Origin of the sequence: Ferrimonas sp. SCSIO 43195 (assembly GCF_023716685.1) — a bacterium.
GTDB classification, from domain to species: Bacteria; Pseudomonadota; Gammaproteobacteria; order Enterobacterales; family Shewanellaceae; genus Ferrimonas; species Ferrimonas kyonanensis.
In genome coordinates, this window is record NZ_CP072679.1 from 2,641,593 (window position 1) to 2,663,435 (window position 21,843).

Consider the following 21,843-nt stretch of genomic DNA (forward strand, 5'->3'; position numbering starts at 1 on the left):
GGGGACAGAATGAAGGAACGATGGCAATCCACTGCCGGCGCCCATACCTGCTCACAATCTCTTGTCTATGGTTCTAAAACTAACTGGATTTGGGTGGCATGAGAAGAGATAAATGCCCATTAAATAGACAATTATTGATTTTCGGGAATCGGCGAATCGATGCTGGCAGCACTCGAGTGCACCGCGCCCGCTTGCCGCGGGCACGGCCTAGGAGAAGCTAACGCTGTTTAGGGCCAAAGAAATGATCCAGGCTGGTGTATTTGCCACCGCCCAGGAAATAAAGCGCCAACAGCATCACGAAATAGGTAATGGAAAACTCGATGCCGTTATTGAGAATCACCAGCTTGCCAGAGGACGTCAGCCAGTCGTAGTTGCCGTACTCCTCAAGAATCGCCTTGGCCCGATCGAGTTTTTCCGGGGCCGCCATTACCTGCTCATTGGCCAGCCAGCTGGAGGCATCGGCAATGGCCAACCAGCCATTTTCCCAGTGCACGGCAAACGCCGCCACCAGCATGGTCACCATCAACGGCAAGCTAATGAGCCGGGTGAACAAACCCACAATCAGCAGAATGCCGCCAAAGAACTCGGTACCGGCCGCCAGACCGGCCATCAACTCCGGAAACGGCAAACCCAATCCCCACTCCGGATTACCGAACCAGGCGGCGGTGTCTTCGAAATGACTGAGCTTGTTGTAACCGGCCTGAATAAAGATTGGGGCCAGATACAGCCGAAGGGCCAAGGGCGCCAGCCCTTCCAGAGATTGGGTTGCGCGAAAGAATCCTTGCCACAGGGAGATCAGAGCCTGCATAACCGTGTTCCTTTAACTTTGACTACTGACAGGGTAGACCGGTACCGCGCTCTCCGGCTTTCAAAAAAAGCTATTTTTTCGATAAATCAGCGAGATCATCTATCAAGGATCCTAGTTGACGATTCAGTCTTTTGCGCTGTTTTCCTGTCAGGCTGTTGTTGATCTCCACCAACGACTCGGCGAACAGGTGCTGATTGACGCTCAGCTGGTCTTTGTATTCCTGCGGCCGCACGCTGTCCGGGTTCACCAGCAGCACCGCCAGTTCGCGTCGCAGTTCCGCCCCATCGGCTCGATTGAGCATCGCCTGATGAAAGCGCTCCTGCCACGCTTCCCGATAGGCCACCCACAAGTCCATCGATTGATGGCGCTGACGATTAAAGTCATCCACCGCCTGCGCCTGCATCGGTGTCAACTTACCCACCCAGCGCTTCAGGCTCTTGGCCATGCGCTTGTTGGAACTGACAACCCTGTCGTCCAGATCCCGCTTCAGATACCGGTCGATGTCCTTCTGATTCTCCTCCCTGATCACCGTCATCATCTGTTGCACCTGAGCGTCGCTGAACGACTGCAGCAGCGGCACCAGCTTGGGCATCAGATGATCAAAGATACCAAACCAGTGTTGTTCGAGCTGAGTCAGGTGCGCCTGGGCATCCTCGGCGCTGAACCCCTGATCCAACTGGGTGCGGAGCTGGTGCAGTTGGGCATGGTATTTAGGCAGCTCATCGTATCGGTGCCACTCCAGCAAATCGTCGATCATCCGCTGCAACTGGCGTTCCTGATCACGATCGAGATCGACGTAATCCTCGACCTGCCACTCGATGATCCAATCCAGCCAGTTATAGACAAACTTGGTGCTGCAGCCGCTCAACACTACCGCCAGAGCAACAATCACTAACCCTCGTGCCTTCACTCACTTCTCCCTATTGGTGCCACATCGTACTCCTTCGATGCCAATCATCTATCAGTTGGAACCATCAGATTCCTCAAAAGTTCCATGGCGGCCGGCGCCTTGGCGAAAGCGACGCGCTCCTGCCAGCCCTTCCTGCTGAAGTACGGTCGCCGCACAGCGGCCCTCAGCCTCCAAGGCACGCTCCAACGGCAACGACCACTGCGCCAGGCAACTGAGTCGATCGGCCTTCATGCATTGCTGAGGAAACTCGGTCAGCGACGCCGCCAACTGCAACGCCTGTTCCAGCGCCTGGCCCTCGGGCACCACCCGGCTGACCAGGCCCCAGGACAAGGCTTCGGCCGCGGCCACCGACCGGCCGGTTAATATCATGTCCAGGGCCCGGCCCTGACCAACCAAGCGTGGCAACCGCACGCTGCCACCATCGATAAGTGGTACCCCCCAGCGGCGGCAAAACACCCCAAATTGAGCCGTGTCGGCGGCCACTCTCAAGTCGCACCACAGCGCCAGCTCCAACCCTCCGGCCACAGCATAGCCCTCCACAGCGGCAATCACTGGCTTACTGAGCTGCATTCGAGTGGGCCCCAGAGGCCCACTCCCCTCAGGTTCGATGCGATTACGGCGGCCAGGATCGTCTACCGCGTGCAGATCCGCACCGGCACAGAATTGGCCGCCGGCACCGGTCAGCACCGCCACCTTAAGCTCGGCTCGGGAGTCAAATTCGATGAAGGCGTCCTGCAGCGCCGTGGCTGTGGGGCCATCTACGGCATTCCTGCATTCGGGTCGATTGAGAGTCACGACCCAGATTGAGCCATGACGGGCGGTGTGTACCGCGGTTGCAGTGGTGTCCATGGCATCCTGCCTGTAAGGTCCGCAATCCTTTACCCTAGCGGATTCCAGAGATGAATCAAGCCAGGGGTTCAGTACCGATCTTGATCAAGCAGACCCTGGTAGCGACTCAACCACGGTTGCAACTGAGCCTGGTCTCCGCCCTGAGCCAACGCGTGTCGGCACCAGTCGATAGCAGTAGCCAGGTACAAACGGCGAGCACCGGCCAATGCCCTCAATTCGGTGTCATTCAGCGGCTGGCCCACTGCGACGTAATACTCTCGCCACAGCGGAGTCGCGATCTGCGGTCCCCACTCCACCTCAAGGCAAGCCAGGTCCCACAGCGGGTGGCCCCAGTCGGCATACTCAAAGTCGATGAGTCGATATTCACCGTCCTGGCTCAACCAGTTGCCCCGACCGGGGTCGTGATGGCACAGACCGGCGGGCAACGCGCTGGCCAGCAGCTGAGCCTGCCACTGGCGGGCCATTGGCCAGCGCTGGGCACACAGTCCTGCGGCATAATCCCAGGGCTGTGGCGCTGCGGGCAGGCGGTGAAACGCCAGCAGCACCGCCGTGGCGTTGGCGGCGACCAGGGTGCCTGCCGCCTGGCCCCAGCGCTGCATCAGACAAAAGCGGTGAGCCGAATCCCAGTGAATCAACGTTGGCGCCAGCCTCTGTTGACCGGCCAGCTGCCACAGCCTCGATTCCCGTTTGCGATCGACCCCCATGGTGGCCCAGGCATCGTGGACCCGCATCAAGGTAGGCTGCGCCGGGCCAACGACCTCAAACAGATTGTTGGCACTGCCGCGGGCAAACGGCCGCAGACTGAAGCCCTCATAGCCCTTCAGTTGATGGAGCAATGCTTCAGGCCGCAACGGCATTATCCTGGCTGCGATAGGCACTGCGCCAGCTGAAATAGCTTGCCAGTGCCAGACCGACGTAAATCACGAACAAGCCACTGGTCAGAACCAGCCCCTTGCTCATGTACAGATAGATGGACACCAAATCGATCACCACCCAATAGAGCCAGTTCTCAACCACCTTGCGGGCGGTCATCACTGTACCCACCACCGCGAAACAGGTGGTGGCCGAATCCAGGTAAGCCAGGTCCGCGTGGGTGTAGTTGTCCATCACGTACCCCAGTCCCAGCGCCGTCAGCGCAGTCAACCCAATCAGACGCACGTGGGTACTGGCCGACCAGGTCTGGTAACTCAGACCATCACCGCGACCGCCGTAGCGCCACTGCCAGAAGCCGTACAGTGCCATCAACAGGTAGTAGCCATTGAGCACCGACTCCATCAGCAGCGACACCTCCCAAAACAGGACGGTGTAGATTAGGGTGCTGAAAAACGCCGCTGGCCAGCACCACAGGCTGCCACGCATGGCAAACAACAGATAGGCCAGGGCCAGCACCACGGCCACCCCCTCCCACAGGTTCATGGCACTGGCCTGAGCCAGTGCCTCGGTCAGGGCATCACTCACTGTGGTCAAGATCGACACCGCCAGGAATGAATTTACACACAAACACCCCCTTGCCCCACTGCTGATGGGCGGCCTTCATCTCGGTGGCTAGCAGCGCCATCACGGTATCGTAATCGCCGCCAATCTGGGTGCTCATGGCATTGGTTTTACGCTGAATCTCAGGATAGGAGTCCAGGCGGCCGATGAACCATTGAATCGGTGCCAAATAGTTATCCTGAAGCGGGTAAAGGCTGATTTCTACTGACAATTGCATTGCCAACTCCTTAGAAATAGTCGTAGTTAAAGGTCACGCCGAACTGCTGAGGATCGCCGTAACGGATGTACTGTTTGTCGGCCCAGTCCTGATCCGGCTCGTTACCGAAGTAGAAGCCACGCACGCCGTATTTTTCATCGGTGAGGTTACGCCCCCACAGGTACAGCGACCAGCTGTTGGCTTCGTAGCCAATTTTGGCGTCCAGCACCTGGTAGGGGGCGGACACCGAATCGTTGCTGTCGGAGTAGTAGAATTCGTCTTTACCGGACAGGTTCACATTGGCAAACCAGCCCTGGTCGTGACGGTAGGTGGCGCCGACGGCAAACTGATAGTTGGGCGCATGGGCCAGCTCGCGGCCACTGAGATCCCGGAAACTGTCTTCTCCCAGCTGCAGCACGTAGTCACCGTACTCGGTTTCCAGCCAGCCGACACTGCCGTGCAGCTGCAATGACTCCGTCACCTGGTAATTCAGCTCCAGTTCGGCGCCGTAGTTATTGGAGTCGGTGGCGTTGCTGGTGTACAGCACAAAATCGCCACTGCCCGGCTCCTGAACCGACGCTTCCACCTGCTGGTCCTGACGGTCCATGTAGAACAGTGCCAGCGCCGACGTCAGCGCCCCGTCCAGCCAACGGCTTTTCAACCCGATCTCATAGTTATACAGGGTCTCGGTGTCGTACTGGGTCTTGTCAGACAGAAACTCCGGCAGCCCCATGTTAAAACCACCGGCCTTGTAACCTCGGGCCACCCGTACATAGCCGTTATGGTCGGCATTGAACTGATAGCTGGCCGACAAGTGACCGCCCCACATCGACTCGTCGGTGTCGAAGGCCTCACCTTTGCTGTCGCGGTAGCTGGCATCGCGCTGTTCTAGGCGCAGGCCAGCGGACAGGGTCCAGCGACCCAGGCTGCTGTCCAGCTGACCAAACACCGCTTGGCTGTCGGCGTCGTAGTCGGAGCTTTGATCCGAGAAGTAGCTGCCGCTGGCGTCGTAGGCTTCGGTAATGGCCAGGTAGTTCGATTCTTGCAAATCGTTGGCATACACCCCCACCAGCCAGTCGGTGGTACCGGCAAAGATGCGTCCCGCTTCGCGGGAACTGAGGCGCAACTCCTGGCTTAGGGTGTCGCGTTTCAGAGCCTTGCTCCAGTTATAGACATAGACACAGGGCTCGCCATAGCAGGTGCGGTCGGCCCAATAGTCGTCGTTGGCCCAGTCACCGTCGTAGGCGTGAGTGGCGTGAGTATTGCTCCAGCTGGTAATGGCCCGCAGCGCCAGCGCCTCATTGATGTCGTAGTTCAGGTTCAGCGATGCGCCATTGGTGCGCTGAGAGTCCTCTCCCGGGTTGTCGGTGATGGTGTCAAAACCATTGTTGTCCAGGGTCCAGGCGTCGTAGCCGTTATCCAGATCCGCGTGCAGGAAAGTCAATTTGGCCTGCAGTCGGTCGCTGGGTTGCCACAGTAACTTGGTTCTCAGGGTCAGTTCATCGCGGGCGTTGGTGTCGTCCCGGCCCAGATAGAGGTTGTCGCGAAAGCCATCCTGCTGGTTAGAGTGCACCATTACCCGGTAGTTGAGGGTGTCGGTGGCCGCGCCGGAGACATAGCCACCGTAGGTCTGTTGGTTGTCTTCGGCCAGGGTGGCGGTCAGGCCAGACTCAAATTCGTCGCTGGGATCCATGCTTTTCACATAGATAAGCCCCGCCAGGGCGTTGGCACCGTACTGAGTACCCTGAGGGCCACGAAGCACCTCTACCTGCTGCAGATCATACAGACTGGCAGCCATTCCCAGCCCGGACAGATCGATGTCATCGACGATAAAGCCGACCGAGCTGTTGGGCGCCCCCTTGTAGTCCTCCTGCTCACCGACACCACGGATCTGGAAGTAACGGGGACGGGAGGTGGCACCGGACCAGTTCAGGTTCGGAATCGAGTCCAGTATCTGTTCGAAGTGTTCACCACCTTCATCTTTGATGGCCTGGCTGTCGACCACGGTGGCTGAGCCAGGCAACTGCTCCAGCTCGATGTTGCGAAGATCGGCATTAACGGTGATGGTTTCGATCTCTTGGGCATGAACCGCAAAGGAGACCGCAAGGGCAATCAGGGAAACTTTGGTACGCATGACTTTTAGACGTCTCTTAAAAACTAAAAGGGATACGACCGGATTTTGGGCAGGGATATCAAAGGTTAGACCTTTCCTACGCCGGTATTATCCGGATCAGGTTCGCGGGTTCTCCAGTTGGAATCTCAGTATCTGTCGTGATACACCCCGAGGCAGTCGCCAGTATATCAGAGTTGTAACAACAACGAACTCTGAATCGAGCCTGAACCGGCTTTCCGGCCAATATTTCCGCAACAAGCCACCTCAGAGCGATAGCCGCTGACGATTCTGATCCAATTCAGTGTTGTAAATTTCACTATTATTGAATAGCTTGAAACTCAAAGTGCGAATACGGCCGCTGGGGTTCGGTAAAGGAGTCTGAACCCGGCCGGAAGAGTGCAGACGCACAGGCTCGGCCTGTCGTGACACCAAAAAGGATGCTCGCTGATGAAGATAGGGATTGTCTGCCACCCCAGTATTGGTGGCTCGGGCCTGGTGGCCACCGAGCTCGGCCATGAATTGGCCCGTCTTGGCCACGAGGTGCATTTCATCTCCAGCGCCCCACCGTTCAAACTCAGCCGCAACCAACCCAATGTGCATTTCCACCTGGTTGAGGCCATTCACTACCCGCTGTTTCAGGACCCGCTGTACACCTTTGCGTTAACGGCCAAAATCGTCGAGGTGGTCAACCAGTACCAGTTACAGGTGGTGCACGCCCACTACTCCATTCCCCATTCCTTGTGCGCCTACCTGGCCAGTGAGATCACCGACCAGCCGTTTCCCGTGGTCACCACCATTCACGGCACCGATGTCACTGTGGTCGGGCAGGATCGGCCGCTGTACCCGCTGAACCAGTTCAGCATCAACCGCAGCACCCGGGTAACCACGGTGTCGAATTTTCAGCGCCACTACATCCATCGCCATTTTCAGGTCGATGCCCCCATCGAGGTGATCCACAACTTTATCGACCTGCAACGATTCAGCCCGGATAACCCGGCGGTAGTGGCCCGGCACACCCTGGCGAAGGGCGAAGAGAAAATCGTCATGCATCTGTCTAACTTTCGGCCGGTAAAAAATACCCAGACGGTGATCAATGCCTTTGCCCGGCTCAGCAGCGCCCTGCCCGCCCGGCTGGTGCTGTTGGGCAGCGGCCCCAGCCTGGAGCCTTGTCAAACCCTGTGCCATCAACTGGGGATCAGCGAACGGGTCCACTTCATCGGCGAAGTGCGCAACGTCGAGCACTACCTGCCACTGGCCGATTGCGTGATTCAGCCCAGCTACCGGGAATCGTTTTGCATGGCGCTGCTGGAAGCCATGGCCTGCGGCGTTCCCACGGTCAGCAGTGACGTGGACGGCATTCCGGAGGTCGTCGAGCATGGCGTCAGCGGTTACATGGCCCCCGCCGACGACGTCGAGGCCCACAGCCGTCACCTGCTGGCGATACTCACCGATCCGCAGCGCCAACGGCGCTTTGGCCAGGCCGGCCGTCGCCGCGCCGCCGAACGCTTCCATCCCGCCGAAAAGGCGGAGCAGTACCTGGCGTGTTACCGCCAGGCCATCAACGCTTGCCTTCTGCCAACAGGAAATCACTAAGTTATGACTACCGCCACCGCCCAGGCCCCCACCGCCAAACCCGGAATGAGCATGTCGACCCTGGTGCTGCTGTCCTTTGCCGCCGGCATCGGCGCCGGGTTGTTTTTCGGCGAAACTCTGGCCTGGATGTCCTATATTGGCGATGCGTTCGTCAAGCTGCTGCAGATGACCATCATTCCGTACATCATGGTGTCGCTGATCTCCAGCCTCGGCAACCTGTCCTATCAACAGGCTCGCAGCCTGGCGATGCATGTCGGCAAATTGATGGTGGTGATCTGGGCCCTGGGATTGCTGGCCATGTACCTGATTCGCTATACCTTCCCCGAGTGGCAGGCGGGCGACTTCTTCAGCTTATCGGTATTGCAGGATCCGCAGGCCGTCAGCTTGATGGACCTCTACATTCCCGCCAACCCGTTCTTTTCTATGTCGAACAGTTACATTCCCGCCATTGTGCTGTTTTGCGTTGCCACCGGCATCGCCCTGATCGCCATCGACGATAAAGAGGCGCTGCTGAAACCGATGCAGTTGCTGGGCGAAGCCTTCAATAAGGTGACTCAATACATCGTCAAGCTGATGCCACTGGGGATCTTTGCCATGACGGCGTCCACGGCCGGGACCATGGAGATCGACGAATTTCAACGCCTGCAGGTCTATTTCGCCGCCCATGTGGTAATGACGCTGATCCTAACCTACTGGGTGTTGCCCGCCATCGTGGCGGTGATGACGCCTTTTTCCTACCGTGACATCGCCGGCATCGCCAAAGACGCCATGATCACCGCCTTTGCCGCCGGCAACATCTTCATTATTCTGCCGTTGCTGATTGAGCGAACCAAACAGCTGTTCCATAAATACAACATCGGCAGCGACGAGACCGACGACTACGCCAATGTCATCATTCCGGTGGTGTTCAGCTTTCCCAACCTGGGCAAACTGCTTACCCTGGTGTTTGTGCTGTTCGCCGCCTGGTTCGCCGGCAGCGACCTGGATTTCGTGACCTACCTGCCCATGGCCATCAATGGCCTGATCAGCCTGTTTGGCAGCGTCTATCTGACAGTGCCGATGCTGCTGGACTCGCTGGAGTTGCCGTCGGATCTGTTTCAGCTGTACATGGTGTCCAGCCTGTTCACCAGTCGCTTTACCTCGCTGCTGGCGGCCATGAACCTGTTTATTCTGGCCGTCGGCGGGACGGCGATGCTGGCCGGTCACGCCCGCCTAAACCCGGTGCGGCTGATGCTATACGCCGGCTTAACCCCGGTGGTGGTCGGGGCGGTGTTGATTGCCACCGCCGTCACCTTGGATAAGGCGGTAAACACCGACTACGTCATGGATGAGGTGGTGGCACAGATGCGCTCCGCTCAAAGCCTGCCGGAGGAGGTGAAAAACTACCAGCCGGAGCAACTGGATTCGACCTCGGCACCACGAACCCTGGAGCAGATTAAAGCCAGTGGAGTATTGAGAATCGGCTATAACCCGTTGCAGGTGCCGTTTTCCTTCTACAACGCCAACAACGAGCTGGTGGGGCTGGATATCGAAATGATGAAGAAGCTGGCCTCAGAGATGCAGTTGGACATCGCCTTTATCCCTTATGCGTCCAGCACGGTATTGGACAACATCAATCGTGGCACCTTTGACATCGTGGTCTCCGGACTGCAGATGACCACCAAACGCATTCAGCACGTGGGCTTCACCAATCCGGTGCTGACCCTGCATTACGCCTTTGTCGTCAAAGACCATCGCGCCGACGAGTTCGACCGCGATGAACTGATCCGCCGCGCCGGGGCGCTGAAAGTCGCCTCGGTCGGTGAATACGCCATCATCCCGGCGCTGGAAAAGAAGTTTCCCAACCTGGTGTTTGAACGGATCGAATCGGATCGGCTGTTCTTTGAAGATGACGGCCAGAACTACGATGCGTTGATGATCAGCCTGGAAGCCGGGACCACCTGGACCATGCTCTACCCCAGCTACACCACCCTGTACAATCGAGAAGAGGTCAAATCCTTCCCGGTGGCCTATGTGGTCGCCCGCAACAACATTGAGCTGCAGCTGTTCCTTAACAGCTGGCTGGAGATGCAGCAGGCGTCCGGCTACGTCGATACCCTCTACAACTACTGGATTCTGGGTCAGAACGCCAAACCGAAACAGCCGCGCTGGTCGGTGCTCAAAGACGTTCTGGGGTGGGTAGAGCCGGCGCCCTAAACAACACCGCCGCGACAAGGCGCGGCGGTAATGGCAAATCGGGCAACGGCCGTTATTCGTCGACGATGCGACGCACCGCCACTTCAAACTCCACCGCCTCGCCGCTGAGCGCCAAGGCGCTGATCTGGCGACGCTCTCCACCGGCCAGGTTGAGCTGCTGCCAGCCATCGGTGGCCGACTCCAGCTCCTTACCTGTGGCATCGAAGAACACGAAACGGTATTGAAGATACAGGTCGCCGGACGCTTTTGAGGTCAGTTCCGCCCTGGCCTGCAACCGGCCGCCAACCATGGCTCGATTCAGACCAGACAGGGACAAATCCCGGCCCAGGGTGCGGTTGTTCACTTGCACTTCGGTGTCATTGGAGCGAGCCATCAGGCCGGAAGTGGTAGTAGTGCAACCGGCCAGTACCAGTGCAGAAACGACTATCAGGGTCCATGGGCGCATCGACGATCTCCTAATCTATCAAAAAATGAGCGCGGGCAGTCGAAATGGGCTGCTTACGATTGGTCTGCCAACAGCTTACCGAAACATTGGCGACACGGCGACCCTGGCGGGTGATCTTGCACTCGGCGTAGGTCTCTCTGGCGTAGCCGGCGCGCAGATAGTCAATGGAGAAATCGACAATCTTAGGCACTCGGGAGGTGTGCAGCGCCACCATTAACTGCACCATGGCCGACATCTCCATAAAGCCGGCAATCACACCGCCATGCAGCGCCGGCAACATCGGGTTGCCCATGTTGTCGCCGCAATTGGGCAGACGGAAAACCAGCTCCTCTCCCAACTGGTCGCAGTTCATGCCCAGGTGTCTGGCATAGGGGATAATGGCCAGCAGCTCGGTGTAATCCCGATCGGCAATCGCCTGTTCAATAACCGGTTTAATATCGACCATTAGCCTTGCCCCTCACCCATCAGTGCAGTACGAAACGACTCCGTGACCAGTTCCGGACCGATGCGCATAAAGGAGCACACCACCTGGGCAATGGGATCATCGATGGAGTCCTGGTAGGCCATGCCCCGAGTAAAGGCTACCGACGACGTCAGCTTAAAACACTCCACCATGGCAAACACCGGCTCACCGGGCTTGGCCGCTTTCATGTAGTCCACTCTCAAGTCCAGGGTCGGACACAGCTCAAGCTGCTTTTCCTTGGCAAAGATGGAGCAGATCACCGCCGCCCCGGAGGCAGTATCCATCAAGGTGGTAATCACCCCGCCATGGAGCACCTGGGTTTCCGGGTACCCCACCAGAGATTCGTGGTAAGGCAGTTTCAGTAACACATGGTGTTCACTGGCCTCCAGCGCCTCGATGTTGAGCTTTCGACACTGGGCCAGCTCATCGACAAAGCGACCGGCTAAATCGGTCAAGGGGAAAAATTCGGGGTTCACCGGTTGCATCACGCGGCTCCTCGTTGTTGTACAAGGTGGAGACCATCCTGATGGGCAGATTCAGCATACATAGTGCCAACAATTCCTTATCGTTTGCCTGATACTTCAGGTGCCTGTGGCACCGTCAAAGCAAAATACCTGTTGCGTGTTACTCCCGACCAAGGCGGCCGGATTGGACGTCAAAGAATATCATTACTGCCTGAGTCAGGCCACGTCACCAGTGCACAAAGCCGATGCCGGCTCGGCCCCGGCTGGCAAGCTAACGCTACGCTTCGGCGCTATTCCGCCAGATTGCTTAACACTTGCTGGCACAAGGATTTGAGCTGCTGAGCCTGCTGCGGTGACAACTCGACCTTACAGCCCACCTGCTGTGGAATGGCGGCCGCCCGTTGCTTGAGCGCCATCCCGGCCTCGGTTATGGAGATGATACGAACCCGTTCGTCCTGCTCGCTGCGACGTCGCACCACCAGCCCTTTTGCTTCCAATCGCTTCAACAGCGGCGTCAGCGTACCGGAATCCAGGTGCATCCGTTGTCCCAGGGACTTCACGTTTAATGATCGTTGCTCCCAAAGCAGCATCAACACCATGTATTGCAGGTAGGTGATGTCCAGCTCCGCCAACGCCGGACGATAGGCCCGCACCACCGCATTGGCGGCGCTGTAGAGTGGGTAGCAAACCTGATTGTCAAAATTAAGCTGTGGCAGATCATCGTTACCAGTGGCCATAAGCACTCCGAAGCATAAAACATTGTGCACAATATACTTGTCATCATGACAAGTCTCAATTAATATTGCGCACAATCTAATTGCGAAAAACCAAAGCGCGGAGTCATGTCATGTTTGATCACTACTTTTATACCCAGGCCGGTTTGCTGTTGATGTTAGCCACCATGTTCGCCCAAACCACCATCGCCATTGTCGCTCACCGGCGCCAGAGCCGGTGCGTTCCCGGCGTAATGGATGAATCTCTCGGGCATGAGTCCTTTGTTTTTCGCAGCCATCGCACCTATCAAAACTCGCTGGAAAACGTGCCGATGATGGCCGCCACCGTGTTGCTGGCGATGTTCATGGGACTGAATGCGGTAACCCTGGCCATTGTGGTGTGGGTGTATGCCCTGGCACGACTGGCGCACATGGTGTTGTACTACGCCATCGCCACCGAGAAAAACCCCAGTCCAAGAAGCTATTTTTTCATCATCGGTTTTATCACCAACCTGGTGCTGCTGGTAATGGTTGCCCTGCAACTGCTGAAATAAGGAGTTAAAATGCGAACTGCGCTGATGCTGCTGGCACTGGTTGCCTGCAGCCCCTTCACCCAGGCCGGTGACAAGTTTGAGGTCAAGGCCGAGGATTTCAAATGCATGCTGGACATGACCCCGGTACGGGGCTTCTATGTGGACAACCTCGATCCGCACCAGCTGGCACAAACCGTGGCGATAGCCGAACAGGAATCGGGCCGCTACCCGCCCGGCTCGGTGGTGCAACTGGTGCCGCTGGAGGTGATGGTGAAACAACCCGTCGGCAGCAACCCGGCCACCAATGACTGGGAGTTTTTTGAGCTGGACGTCTCTGCCGACGGCACCGTCATCCGCAACCGGGGCGTCGAGGAGGTGGTGAACCGGTTTGGTGGTAACTGCCTGGAGTGTCACCAAAAAGCACGACCGGAATACGACCTGATCTGTGAACAGAGCCACGGTTGTGATCCGATTCCTCTGACCCCGCAGATGACCACGCTGTTGCAAAACACCGATCCACGATGTGGGGGGCGCTACCAGCCCAGCGCCGACGAACAGGCACTGCTGCAACAGCTGTCGAAGATACTGACCCCGGTTCAATAATCGACCACAGCGCCTTTAACATTAAAGGCGCTTTATTTTTCATTTTAGAAACAATACAGTCGCTTTATCAGGGTAAAATTTAAACTCCGTCGCCCCGTCGGTGACACAGACCCAGGCCAACGCTCATGATTCTGCACCACTATTCTCTCTCCCCGTTCGCGGAAAAATGCCGCCTGATGCTCGGCTATTCCGGCATCAAGTGGCAATCGGTGCTGACTTCTCCCATGCCCCCACGCCCGGTGGTTGATGCACTGGCCGGTGGCTACCGACGAATCCCTGTGGCTCAGATCGGAGCCGACATCTTCTGTGATTCGCGGTTGATCGCCGAAGAGATCGCCGAATTGGCAGGAAAGCCGGAACTGAGCACCAAGGAGATCACCGATAGCCAATGGCGGTTTATCGACCATGTGGAGAAAGAGGTGTTCTTTGCCGCCATTGGGTCTCTGCCCCCCAAGCGAATGATGAAAGTGCTGCTAACCCACCTCTCGCCCCTACAGACGATTCGATTTCTCTGGGACAGGCTCGGCATCGCCCGGGAAACCACTGCCGATGGCGACAAACCGTCGGCCCGTCAATTTCGCGGCCATCTGAGAGAGCTAGACCAGCAACTGCTGTATCCATTTTTCTTTGGCAACACCGTGCAACATGCCGATTTCGCCCTCTATCACGCCCTGTGGTTTGTGGTCGAAGTGGGCGGAATGCCCCTGCCATCGCGGCTGCAACGCCTGGGCAACTGGTATCAGCGCATGCAGAAGTTTGGTCACGGACACGCCGCCGCCATTGGCGGCAAAGACGCCTTAGCCATGGCATCGGCGTCACAGCCACGGCTGATTCCCCAATCACACACCGTCGACCCGTTGATTGGCAAAGCCGTCAGCCTGGCCCCCAGCGATTACGCCAAAGATGCCGTTCGCGGCATACTGGTAGGCAGCAGCCGTCACCGCTGGATCGTCAAACGAAACAGCGGCAAATACGGCACCTTGCATGTGCACTTCCCCAAGCGCGGCTACCAACTTAACGAACTGGATTAACTGATTTTTCGACAAATCCGCCAACGCCAGCTATACCCTGTTAGGGCGAAATGACCTCCCTGCACCGTCAGCGAAGTCACGCCCGGTATGCGTCAACGGGCTGGCATTCACCTCGAAAGATGGATTTTGGTTAAGTGTCTGTTTAGCTAATGTGCACTAGCCTTGCTGACCCATTTTGTTCACGCCTTGAGCAATCGTCACTCATCAGGAGGCAAACATGCACTTTAGTTCACCCAGGTTACTGGCCTTGACCCTTAGCTCAACGCTGCTGTGGGGCTGTGCCACCGGGGATACGCCCCAGGCTAAAAAGGCCAACGCCCACAAAGAGACCCAATCCGCCCTGTCGGAGATCTTCACTCAGCACCCCGAAGCACGCGACGACCTGAATCGCGGCATCGCTCATCTGGTCTGTACCGGCAGCGACAGCTACCTGTTTGCTCTCTCCAGCGGTGGTGGCATCTGTGAGCTCAATGAAGGCGGGGGCCTCTCTTATTGGCGTTTCGCATCCGCTGGCGCGGGTGCCGGCATTGGCTGGAAAAAGGTGGCTTACGTGCAGATTTTCCTCAACCAGGATGCCCTGAATCGATTCAAGGAGGGCGGCTTTGACGGCCAGGCCCGAGCAGAGGCCAGTGCCAATGTGGACGACACCAACAGCCAGGCTTCGGCCAATCAATCGGTCGACGTGGATGGCATCATCACCTACCAGGTCAATTTGATGGGGGCCGCCGCTCAGGCCACGGTGCAAGGCTTTAAGTACTGGCAAACGGATTTTACCGAAGACTTTGTTGAAAACGACGGCTAATGGCCGTCGGCACTTGGCCATAGTCACTCGCCTTTACCCCCAAAAAAAAGAAGGAGCCTGGGCTCCTTCTTAAATCAACATCGATTGGGAAAACACCGGTTACAGTGACAACATCGGCCCCAGGGGTTGACCGCCCACCAGGTGCATATGGATGTGAAACACCTCCTGGCCGCCATGCTGGTTGCAATTCAGGATCACCCGATAACCGTCCTCATCGATGCCGGCCTCTTTCGCCAATTTCGCCGCAACGGTCATCATTCGGCCCAATGCCGCTTCATCGGCCGCCTTGACATCGTTGAGCGTGGGAATCAGGGTATTGGGAATGATCAGGACGTGAGTCGGTGTGCGTGGATGAATGTCTCGAAACGCGGTCACCAGATCGTCCTGATACAGAATATCCGCAGGGATTTCGCGACGGATAATTTTGGAAAAGATGGTTTCCTCAGCCATTACCGGCCCCCAAGTTGTTCAGATTTGTCTAAGTGTGTCAGTATACTTGCCAATACTGAGTTAGGGAAACCGACGTTTCAATTGCGCCTGTCGCCGACGCACGGCCCCGGACGCCCGCTCATAGCCTAAGGCCATCATAACCCCAACCAAATAGATGGCGATAATGGCCAGAAACGGCGCCGCCAGAGGACCTAAAGCGTCTAATAAATCAAACAAAGCCGGATCCTGCCCTTGTCAAACTCGGGAAATTACCCAGATACTATTGAGAATGGGTCAGTAATACTCCGATGATGATCAAAAATCGCGGAATCGTCCCATTTTCGTTTTTTATGCACTGTAAGGAAGTCAGTACACCATGATCCAGTACCGCATCTGCCCCATCGATCCCCTGGCCCACCTTTTTGAAGTAGAGCTTCTCATCGGCCAATCCCACAAAGGGCAACGGCTGTCGCTGCCCAGCTGGATTCCAGGCAGCTACATGGTGCGCGACTTTTGCCGTAACCTGATTGCTGTCAGCGCCTACGATGACCACCAGAGCATCGAGCTAAAACAGCTGAATAAGCAACGCTGGGAAGTACAGCAGGATTGCCACAAGCTGATTCTGCGGTACCAGGTGTACGCCTGGGACATGTCAGTGCGCAGTGCTCACCTGGATCAAACCCATGGCTTTTTTAACGGCACCAGTGTCTTCCTGAAAGTGGAAGGGCGAGAAGCGGAACCGGTGAAGATGCAGTTGCTGCCCCCTCCAGGCGACCACTACCGCCACTGGCGAGTGGCCACCGCCATGACTCCGGCTCCCGACAATCAGCGTTACGCCTTCGGTGCCTACGTTGCAGACAATTACGATGAACTCATCGACCATCCGGTGGAGATGGGCGAGTTCACCCTGGCAAGTTTCGACGCCTGCGGTGTACAGCATGACCTGGTGCTGACCGGGCGCCACTGGGCCGACACCGATCGCATCTGTGCCGACCTGAAAAAGATCTGCGAGGCAGAAATTACCCTGTTTGGCGGCACCGCTCCCTACGACTATTACCTGTTTATGACCATGGTGGTCGGCGCCGGCTTTGGGGGCCTGGAGCACCGCTCCTCCACCGCCTTGGTGTGTGGCCGCTCGGATCTGCCCGCCATCACCGAGACCGGCATGACCGAAGGGTATCGCACCTTCCTGTCCCTGTGCTCCCATGAGTATTTTCACAACTGGAACGTCAAGCGGATCAAGCCTGCCCGATTCGTTCCCTACGACCTGGAACAGGAAAGTTACACCACTCAGCTGTGGGCCTACGAAGGCATCACCTCCTACTACGATGACTGGCTCACCTACCGTGCCGGTTGTGTCGACCGCAACGACTACCTGGTGATGCTCGGCGAGTTAATGACCCGGGTAACCCGCGGCCAGGGACGCTTTAAACAGACCCTGCAGCAAAGCTCGTTTAATGCCTGGACCAAGTTCTACAAGCAGGACGAAAATGCACAGAACGCCATTGTCAGTTACTACACCAAAGGCGCCCTGTTTGCTCTGTATCTGGACCTGTCCATTCGCCTGGAAACCGACCATCGCCACTGCCTGGATCACCTGATGCAGCGCCTGTGGCAGGACTACGGCAGCCAGGGGATCGGGACGGAAGACGACACTCACCAAAACCTGGTCAGTGAACTGATAGGCCGCGATGCCAGCGACCTGTTTGCCTGGTTAAGCAATACCGACGACCTGCCGCTGGCACCACTACTGGCGCAATTTGGGGTGCAACTGAGCCAGCGTGCCGCCTCGGGCAACGACGATAAAGGCGGCAGCGACAATCCCGCACTGACCGCCGAGCTGGGAGCGAAATACACCAGCGCCCCGCTGGGGGTCAAACTGGTCAATGTGGTTCAGGACGGACCCGCGCACCGCGCCGGGCTGGCAGCCGGCGACGTACTGATCGCCGTCAATGACCTGCAGGTGGACACCAAGCTGGACAAAACCCTGAATCGCTATGGCGTCGGCGCCCAGTTGCGCTGCCATTGGTTCCGACGCGATGAGCTGATGACCGGCACGCTGATCCTGACTGAGGCACAGGCCACCAGCTGCGTGTTGACGGTGGTGGACGACAGCCTGCTTCACGGCTGGCTCTAAGATCTTTCAGCCGGAGCGTGCTCCGGCAGGCCATCGACGATGCTCATTACCCAATCACCTCATACCGACTTCAGCGGCTTCGCCACCGCCTTGGGGCTCAGCCCATCGGCGCTGCAACACGGGCTGAGCCGCTGTCAGCCTCTGGAGCTGGAGAGCGGCAGTACCCTGCTGGCTCAAGGAGAAACCCAGCAGTTCGGTTTCTTTTTGATGCAAGGGGTACTCAGAGCCTGCCACTACTCCAGCGAAGGCGAAGAACGCTGCAAGGAGTTTTACTTCCCCGGTGAGCTGTGTTTCCTGTACGCCAGCTGGCTCGACGCCAGCCCGGCGCTGTACCAGATAGAAACGCTGACGGCGGCCAAGTTATTAAAGGTCCCCTTGTCACTGCTGGATCGACCCGATTGGCAGGTATTGCAACTGCCGCTGTTGCGCCAGCAGCTGCTGTACAAAGAACAAAAAGAAGCCCTGTTCCTGCTCCACAGCCCCGAGGAGCGTTATCTGGCCCTGACCCGGTTGTGGCCCCACTGGAATCAGGTGCTCAGCCAGGCGCAACTGGCGCGCTACATCGGCATCAGCCCCATCAGCCTGTCAAGAATCAAGCGACGCATTAACTTAGGTTAATGGCAACGACGGCAAGGATTGCCACACTGGGGCCATTGTTGAATCACTGAGCCTGTCATGTCGACCTATCTACTGTCTCAATGCCTGGTGGCAGTGGCCATTGTGCTGGACCTGTGTTCATTCCAATTCCGGCAACGCCACTGGGTGCTGCGCTGTTTGTGTCTGTCCACGTTGCTGACCGCCATCCACTTCGCCCTGCTGGGCCATTGGACTGGCGCGTTGTTAATGGCGCTGGCGTGCGTGCGCTTTGCCGTCTCGCTGATCACCACCCGCCCATTCTGGTGTTGGGTATTTTTACTGTTGACCCTACCCCTGACCCTGCTGAGCTGGGCCGGATTACCCAGCCTGCTTAGTGCCACTGGCAGCGCCCTGCAGACCCTGTCAGCCTTCCAACGCGACGACAAACGCCTGCGCCTGGGCATGATCGCCGGCATCAGCTTCTGGCTGGCGCACAACATCGTCGTCGGTTCACCGATGGCCATCGCCATGGAGACCCTGTTTATCACCAGTAATCTCATCGGCCTGTGGCGCTTTCATCGGCCGAGCCAATTTTCGGTTTTCAGGCGGCAGTCACCAACGCTGGCTCCTCCCCGGGAGTAACACGGTTATCGCCTCATAAACCACGGCTGTCGCATCAGCCGTTTTTTTTGGCTAATTCAGATTTAAACTCTTTGAATTTCAATACTGTATACCAAAACCCAATTCAACTAGGCCTTGCAGCTCTGCTCCGACCTGTCAATAAAACAACAAAAACCGAGGCTTTTTCCGATGGATTCCTTGGCCTTTAGCGAGCAAATTTGATACAAATTTGACTACGGGTTTCGATACCAGTTACTGAGCGTCCAGATTTCTGGAATTTATGCCGAATGCGGCCATACTTGATAGCTCAGTGGGTCAAGGAGGTAACTGATGCACTCAAGCAAGTCTAATCTCAATACCCTGTTACACAGTCGGTTTAAGGACGCCCAGAACATCGCCGAACTGCGAGAACGCCTCCGCGACATCGAAGAAGAGTTGCATTTGGTGTTCGCCGATGAGCTGGCACAGTTTGTGAGTCATAATGACGAGCATCAAAAAGTTTCCTGATAACCGTACCTCGGTGTAAACGCCTCGCCCATGCGGGGCGTTTTTGTGTCTGCGATTCTGGCAGGGTTTGCTATACTCGCCCGCTGCTTATTCATCAGACCGAGTGCCACACTATGAACTTCCCCCTTTTGGGCATCAACGAGCCGTTTTCTCATGCCCTGCAAACCCTGGGCTACAAGGGGCCAACCAAGGTTCAGGCGGCGGTCATTCCGCTGATCTTCGACAGCGAAGACCTGCGAGTTCAATCGAAAACCGGTTCGGGAAAAACCGCCGCCTACGCCCTGCCGATTCTGCAGCGTCTCAGCGGCCGGCCGACCTCCTCATTCCGCACCACCACCGCCCTGATTCTGGTCCCCACTCGAGAACTGGCCTCTCAGGTGTCCGTCACCATGAAGCAGTTTGCCCGCGCCCTCCCCGGCGAACTCAAGGTCACCGCCGTCTATGGCGGCGTCAAAATTAATCCGCAGATGATGGCACTGCGGGGCGGCGCCGATGTGGTCATCGCCACCCCCGGACGGCTGCTGGATCTGGTGTCCTGCAACGCCCTCAAGCTGGGTAAAGTGGAGACTCTGGTACTGGATGAAGCGGATAAGATGGTCAATGCCGACTTCAAAGCGGAACTGGACGCCATCGTCGCCCTGCTGCCGCGTCAGCGACAGACCGTGATGATGTCGGCCACTTTTCCACCGGAAGTCGATGCCCTGTGCGATGCCCTGCTGAACAACGCCAAAACCGTTGAAGTCTATGACACGCCCATCGAGCAGCATGAGGTGGAGGTACGTGCCATCGAGGTCGACCGCAACCGACGCAATGCCCTGTTGCAGTCCCTTATTGACCAGCATAAATGGCACCAGGTGATGGTCTTTGTGGCCAGTAAACGCACCGCCAACAATCTGGCCAGCAAGCTGCATAAAGCCGGCTTCGATGTCGATACCCTGCACGGAGACATGACTCAGGGGGCCCGCAATCGCGCCTTAGCCGATTTTCGCAGCGGCGAATTGCAGGTTCTGGTGGCGACGGATCTGGCAGCTCGGGGCATTGACATCATCGACCTGCCCTGCGTGGTCAATTTTGACCTGCCCCGCTCGGTCTCCGATTACACCCACCGCATCGGACGAACCGGCCGTCAAGGCAGCACCGGGGTGGCCATCAGCTTTATCGGCATTGATGATGAGCATGGCTTCTCGGTAATTGAAAAGAAAAAGGGCTATAAGGTTAAGCGGGAGCAGATCGCCGGATTTGAGCGAGTGATCACCACCCCCACCGACAGCGCCTTAGGCAAGGCGCCGGTAAAAGGCAAACGGATGAGTAAGAAAGACAAGGCCCGGGCTCTGGCGGCGCAACAATCCCGGGGCGATAAGCACTGAGGGGGTCGACGCTTCGCGCGTCGATTAATGGACGGCCTGATAGACGGCGCTGTGGCCTTTGACCCACTCGCCCTGTTTCAGGTAATACGCCTGCTGCAACATCTGGCCGTCCACCAGGCGCACCTCCGACTTGACCTCGGCGATGCCATCGCCGCTGCCAGCGACCTTTTCATGAAAATAGAACACGCCATCTTCGCTGTAAGCCTTACCCTGAGTGTAGAACCCGGCGGTGGTGAAGTAGTAGAACACGATGCTCTCGGCCTGGGCATCCCACACCATCAGGGTTTCCCCTTCATACTGGCCCTGATTCAATGAATGGGTGATGCGAACCGCTTTGCCCTGCAAGGCCGGTTGCCATTGAGACACATCAACTACCGGCTTCTCTGGAGTCGAATCGGAAAATTCCCCCCGCCACACTTTTCCCAAAAACGGTCGCAGCGGCTCCAGGTGCGGATCCAAATCCCAGCAATACGCCGGCAGCGCCAGCACCATCACCACACAGGCAATCCATACGCGCATCAGGCACTCCTTCGTTGTTGATTAAAGTGACGCTCCATGGCCTTTTGCCAACGCTGCATGAACTGGGCCCAATAGCTGTCGGTCAAGTTCTCCAGCGCAGACACGCCGCGGGGACTGAGTGAGGTGTAGCGGTAATTCAGTTGGATCAGGCTGCCTTCCGGGGCCGGAGAGACACGGATTACAATGCGGGTGGCCATATGATCGGCGACGGTTTTCAATAACTCCAGCACCCCCTGTTCGGCACTGGCCTGCACCACATACCAAACGGCGTGGCCGGCAGGGTCTTGAGTGGTGAACACGCAATCGGGCTCTATCACCCCGGAGTTGGTCCACACCAACAGCGGATCCCAGCCCGGCACCCACTCACGCTCACGCACCGGGCAAAACAGGGGAAAGACCTCTTCCACCGGCCGGTTACTGCGTATGTCACCGCTAAACGCACGGGACTGTCTGGGACGAACGATCATAAAGGCT

At 57.4% G+C, this 21,843-nt stretch carries 26 protein-coding genes and 1 riboswitch; of the genes, 11 read left to right on the forward strand and 15 right to left on the reverse strand.

Annotated features, from left to right (window positions below; translation table 11 throughout):
* Positions 1-217 precede the first annotated feature (217 nt).
* From J8Z22_RS12410 to J8Z22_RS12440, 7 genes are all read right to left on the reverse strand, one after another.
* Positions 218-808 (reverse strand): DoxX family protein, encoded by a 591-nt coding sequence (locus J8Z22_RS12410; protein ID WP_028111933.1) that lies wholly within the window; start codon positions 806-808, stop codon positions 218-220.
* 70 nt (positions 809-878) lie between these two features.
* On the reverse strand, positions 879-1,718 hold the full coding sequence (locus J8Z22_RS12415) for a DUF6279 family lipoprotein (RefSeq protein ID WP_252006621.1): 840 nt from the start codon (positions 1,716-1,718) through the stop codon (positions 879-881).
* Positions 1,719-1,769: 51 nt separating this feature from the next.
* On the reverse strand, positions 1,770-2,567 hold the full coding sequence (locus J8Z22_RS12420; RefSeq protein ID WP_252006622.1) for a crotonase/enoyl-CoA hydratase family protein: 798 nt from the start codon (positions 2,565-2,567) through the stop codon (positions 1,770-1,772).
* A gap of 68 nt (positions 2,568-2,635) precedes the next feature.
* The gene (locus tag J8Z22_RS12425; protein ID WP_169629212.1) at positions 2,636-3,418 is read right to left on the reverse strand and encodes a phosphotransferase; all 783 of its coding nucleotides are present in this window, start codon (positions 3,416-3,418) and stop codon (positions 2,636-2,638) included.
* Positions 3,408-3,983: a nicotinamide riboside transporter PnuC gene (gene pnuC, locus J8Z22_RS12430; RefSeq protein ID WP_252010480.1), complete on the reverse strand. Its 576-nt coding sequence runs from the start codon at positions 3,981-3,983 to the stop codon at positions 3,408-3,410. The genes J8Z22_RS12425 and pnuC overlap by 11 nt, the downstream gene beginning before the upstream one ends.
* Before the next feature lie 34 nt (positions 3,984-4,017).
* Positions 4,018-4,278, reverse strand: a complete 261-nt coding sequence (locus J8Z22_RS12435) for a hypothetical protein (protein ID WP_028111928.1) — start codon at positions 4,276-4,278, stop codon at positions 4,018-4,020.
* A gap of 10 nt (positions 4,279-4,288) precedes the next feature.
* Complete coding sequence (locus J8Z22_RS12440) at positions 4,289-6,391, reverse strand: TonB-dependent receptor (RefSeq protein WP_252006623.1); 2,103 nt, start codon at positions 6,389-6,391, stop codon at positions 4,289-4,291.
* Positions 6,392-6,447: 56 nt separating this feature from the next.
* A riboswitch (TPP riboswitch) is annotated at positions 6,448-6,551 on the reverse strand.
* A gap of 266 nt (positions 6,552-6,817) precedes the next feature.
* Between J8Z22_RS12440 and bshA the strand changes: the two genes are divergently transcribed.
* A complete protein-coding gene (bshA, locus tag J8Z22_RS12445) occupies positions 6,818-7,963 on the forward strand; it encodes an N-acetyl-alpha-D-glucosaminyl L-malate synthase BshA (RefSeq protein ID WP_252006624.1) in 1,146 nt (381 codons plus the stop codon).
* A gap of 3 nt (positions 7,964-7,966) precedes the next feature.
* Positions 7,967-10,159, forward strand: a complete 2,193-nt coding sequence (locus J8Z22_RS12450) for a cation:dicarboxylate symporter family transporter (RefSeq protein WP_252006625.1) — start codon at positions 7,967-7,969, stop codon at positions 10,157-10,159.
* Positions 10,160-10,211: 52 nt separating this feature from the next.
* Here J8Z22_RS12450 and J8Z22_RS12455 read toward each other — a convergent pair whose 3' ends face one another.
* The 4 genes from J8Z22_RS12455 to J8Z22_RS12470 all read right to left on the reverse strand — a co-directional run bounded on the left by J8Z22_RS12455 (position 10,212) and on the right by J8Z22_RS12470 (position 12,268).
* Positions 10,212-10,604, reverse strand: coding sequence for a YcfL family protein (locus tag J8Z22_RS12455; protein WP_028111924.1), 393 nt, complete (start codon positions 10,602-10,604; stop codon positions 10,212-10,214).
* A 10-nt stretch (positions 10,605-10,614) separates the two neighbouring features.
* Complete coding sequence (locus J8Z22_RS12460; RefSeq protein WP_028111923.1) at positions 10,615-11,049, reverse strand: PaaI family thioesterase; 435 nt, start codon at positions 11,047-11,049, stop codon at positions 10,615-10,617.
* The gene (locus J8Z22_RS12465; protein ID WP_035415246.1) at positions 11,049-11,552 is read right to left on the reverse strand and encodes a PaaI family thioesterase; all 504 of its coding nucleotides are present in this window, start codon (positions 11,550-11,552) and stop codon (positions 11,049-11,051) included. Before J8Z22_RS12465 ends, J8Z22_RS12460 begins: the two co-directional genes overlap by 1 nt.
* 269 nt (positions 11,553-11,821) lie before the next feature.
* Complete coding sequence (locus J8Z22_RS12470) at positions 11,822-12,268, reverse strand: MarR family winged helix-turn-helix transcriptional regulator (RefSeq protein ID WP_028111921.1); 447 nt, start codon at positions 12,266-12,268, stop codon at positions 11,822-11,824.
* A gap of 110 nt (positions 12,269-12,378) precedes the next feature.
* Here J8Z22_RS12470 and J8Z22_RS12475 point away from each other — a divergent pair, with 110 nt between their 5' ends.
* The 4 genes from J8Z22_RS12475 (at position 12,379) to J8Z22_RS12490 (ending at position 15,213) form a co-directional block, all read left to right on the forward strand.
* Entirely contained in the window at positions 12,379-12,798 is a 420-nt protein-coding gene (locus J8Z22_RS12475) for an MAPEG family protein (protein ID WP_252006626.1), read from the forward strand.
* Between the two features lie 9 nt (positions 12,799-12,807).
* Positions 12,808-13,380: a hypothetical protein gene (locus J8Z22_RS12480; protein WP_035415244.1), complete on the forward strand. Its 573-nt coding sequence runs from the start codon at positions 12,808-12,810 to the stop codon at positions 13,378-13,380.
* Positions 13,381-13,556: 176 nt separating this feature from the next.
* Positions 13,557-14,411: a glutathione S-transferase C-terminal domain-containing protein gene (locus J8Z22_RS12485; RefSeq protein WP_252006627.1), complete on the forward strand. Its 855-nt coding sequence runs from the start codon at positions 13,557-13,559 to the stop codon at positions 14,409-14,411.
* A 217-nt stretch (positions 14,412-14,628) separates the two neighbouring features.
* Positions 14,629-15,213 carry a hypothetical protein gene (locus J8Z22_RS12490; RefSeq protein WP_028111918.1) on the forward strand — a complete coding sequence of 195 codons (585 nt, stop codon included), beginning with the start codon at positions 14,629-14,631 and terminating at the stop codon, positions 15,211-15,213.
* A 99-nt stretch (positions 15,214-15,312) separates the two neighbouring features.
* Here the strand turns inward: J8Z22_RS12490 and hinT are convergent, their stop codons facing one another.
* Together hinT and J8Z22_RS12500 are read right to left on the reverse strand one after the other, a co-directional pair.
* Positions 15,313-15,663 (reverse strand): purine nucleoside phosphoramidase, encoded by a 351-nt coding sequence (hinT, locus tag J8Z22_RS12495; RefSeq protein ID WP_028111917.1) that lies wholly within the window; start codon positions 15,661-15,663, stop codon positions 15,313-15,315.
* Positions 15,664-15,723: 60 nt separating this feature from the next.
* The gene (locus J8Z22_RS12500) at positions 15,724-15,879 is read right to left on the reverse strand and encodes a hypothetical protein (RefSeq protein ID WP_156896928.1); all 156 of its coding nucleotides are present in this window, start codon (positions 15,877-15,879) and stop codon (positions 15,724-15,726) included.
* 139 nt (positions 15,880-16,018) lie between these two features.
* Here J8Z22_RS12500 and J8Z22_RS12505 point away from each other — a divergent pair, with 139 nt between their 5' ends.
* The 5 genes from J8Z22_RS12505 to J8Z22_RS12525 all read left to right on the forward strand — a co-directional run bounded on the left by J8Z22_RS12505 (position 16,019) and on the right by J8Z22_RS12525 (position 20,850).
* A complete protein-coding gene (locus tag J8Z22_RS12505; RefSeq protein ID WP_252006628.1) occupies positions 16,019-17,779 on the forward strand; it encodes a M61 family metallopeptidase in 1,761 nt (586 codons plus the stop codon).
* A gap of 39 nt (positions 17,780-17,818) precedes the next feature.
* Positions 17,819-18,397 carry a Crp/Fnr family transcriptional regulator gene (locus J8Z22_RS12510; protein ID WP_035415241.1) on the forward strand — a complete coding sequence of 193 codons (579 nt, stop codon included), beginning with the start codon at positions 17,819-17,821 and terminating at the stop codon, positions 18,395-18,397.
* A 57-nt stretch (positions 18,398-18,454) separates the two neighbouring features.
* Positions 18,455-18,997 (forward strand): YgjV family protein, encoded by a 543-nt coding sequence (locus J8Z22_RS12515; RefSeq protein WP_084144320.1) that lies wholly within the window; start codon positions 18,455-18,457, stop codon positions 18,995-18,997.
* 309 nt (positions 18,998-19,306) lie between these two features.
* Complete coding sequence (locus J8Z22_RS12520; protein ID WP_156896927.1) at positions 19,307-19,483, forward strand: hypothetical protein; 177 nt, start codon at positions 19,307-19,309, stop codon at positions 19,481-19,483.
* Positions 19,484-19,596: 113 nt separating this feature from the next.
* Positions 19,597-20,850, forward strand: coding sequence for a DEAD/DEAH box helicase (locus J8Z22_RS12525; RefSeq protein WP_252006629.1), 1,254 nt, complete (start codon positions 19,597-19,599; stop codon positions 20,848-20,850).
* Between the two features lie 24 nt (positions 20,851-20,874).
* Here J8Z22_RS12525 and J8Z22_RS12530 read toward each other — a convergent pair whose 3' ends face one another.
* Together J8Z22_RS12530 and J8Z22_RS12535 are read right to left on the reverse strand one after the other, a co-directional pair.
* Complete coding sequence (locus tag J8Z22_RS12530; RefSeq protein WP_252006630.1) at positions 20,875-21,369, reverse strand: hypothetical protein; 495 nt, start codon at positions 21,367-21,369, stop codon at positions 20,875-20,877.
* Positions 21,369-21,836, reverse strand: a complete 468-nt coding sequence (locus J8Z22_RS12535; RefSeq protein WP_252006631.1) for a hypothetical protein — start codon at positions 21,834-21,836, stop codon at positions 21,369-21,371. Before J8Z22_RS12535 ends, J8Z22_RS12530 begins: the two co-directional genes overlap by 1 nt.
* Positions 21,837-21,843: the final 7 nt, after the last annotated feature.

Bases quoted from the DNA above. Each gene is read 5' to 3' on its own strand.
- J8Z22_RS12410 (WP_028111933.1), bottom strand. From the start codon at position 808: ATGCAGGCTCTGATCTCCCTGTGGCAAGGATTCTTTCGCGCAACCCAA.
- J8Z22_RS12420 (WP_252006622.1), bottom strand. From the start codon at position 2,567: ATGGACACCACTGCAACCGCGGTACACACCGCCCGTCATGGCTCAATC.
- pnuC (WP_252010480.1), bottom strand. From the start codon at position 3,983: ATGAACCTGTGGGAGGGGGTGGCCGTGGTGCTGGCCCTGGCCTATCTG.
- J8Z22_RS12435 (WP_028111928.1), bottom strand. From the start codon at position 4,278: ATGCAATTGTCAGTAGAAATCAGCCTTTACCCGCTTCAGGATAACTAT.
- J8Z22_RS12440 (WP_252006623.1), bottom strand. From the start codon at position 6,391: ATGCGTACCAAAGTTTCCCTGATTGCCCTTGCGGTCTCCTTTGCGGTT.
- bshA (WP_252006624.1), top strand. From the start codon at position 6,818: ATGAAGATAGGGATTGTCTGCCACCCCAGTATTGGTGGCTCGGGCCTG.
- J8Z22_RS12450 (WP_252006625.1), top strand. From the start codon at position 7,967: ATGACTACCGCCACCGCCCAGGCCCCCACCGCCAAACCCGGAATGAGC.
- J8Z22_RS12455 (WP_028111924.1), bottom strand. From the start codon at position 10,604: ATGCGCCCATGGACCCTGATAGTCGTTTCTGCACTGGTACTGGCCGGT.
- J8Z22_RS12460 (WP_028111923.1), bottom strand. From the start codon at position 11,049: ATGGTCGATATTAAACCGGTTATTGAACAGGCGATTGCCGATCGGGAT.
- J8Z22_RS12465 (WP_035415246.1), bottom strand. From the start codon at position 11,552: ATGCAACCGGTGAACCCCGAATTTTTCCCCTTGACCGATTTAGCCGGT.
- J8Z22_RS12470 (WP_028111921.1), bottom strand. From the start codon at position 12,268: ATGGCCACTGGTAACGATGATCTGCCACAGCTTAATTTTGACAATCAG.
- J8Z22_RS12475 (WP_252006626.1), top strand. From the start codon at position 12,379: ATGTTTGATCACTACTTTTATACCCAGGCCGGTTTGCTGTTGATGTTA.
- J8Z22_RS12480 (WP_035415244.1), top strand. From the start codon at position 12,808: ATGCGAACTGCGCTGATGCTGCTGGCACTGGTTGCCTGCAGCCCCTTC.
- J8Z22_RS12485 (WP_252006627.1), top strand. From the start codon at position 13,557: ATGCTCGGCTATTCCGGCATCAAGTGGCAATCGGTGCTGACTTCTCCC.
- J8Z22_RS12490 (WP_028111918.1), top strand. From the start codon at position 14,629: ATGCACTTTAGTTCACCCAGGTTACTGGCCTTGACCCTTAGCTCAACG.
- hinT (WP_028111917.1), bottom strand. From the start codon at position 15,663: ATGGCTGAGGAAACCATCTTTTCCAAAATTATCCGTCGCGAAATCCCT.
- J8Z22_RS12505 (WP_252006628.1), top strand. From the start codon at position 16,019: ATGATCCAGTACCGCATCTGCCCCATCGATCCCCTGGCCCACCTTTTT.
- J8Z22_RS12510 (WP_035415241.1), top strand. From the start codon at position 17,819: ATGCTCATTACCCAATCACCTCATACCGACTTCAGCGGCTTCGCCACC.
- J8Z22_RS12515 (WP_084144320.1), top strand. From the start codon at position 18,455: ATGTCGACCTATCTACTGTCTCAATGCCTGGTGGCAGTGGCCATTGTG.
- J8Z22_RS12520 (WP_156896927.1), top strand. From the start codon at position 19,307: ATGCACTCAAGCAAGTCTAATCTCAATACCCTGTTACACAGTCGGTTT.
- J8Z22_RS12525 (WP_252006629.1), top strand. From the start codon at position 19,597: ATGAACTTCCCCCTTTTGGGCATCAACGAGCCGTTTTCTCATGCCCTG.
- J8Z22_RS12530 (WP_252006630.1), bottom strand. From the start codon at position 21,369: ATGCGCGTATGGATTGCCTGTGTGGTGATGGTGCTGGCGCTGCCGGCG.
- J8Z22_RS12535 (WP_252006631.1), bottom strand. From the start codon at position 21,836: ATGATCGTTCGTCCCAGACAGTCCCGTGCGTTTAGCGGTGACATACGC.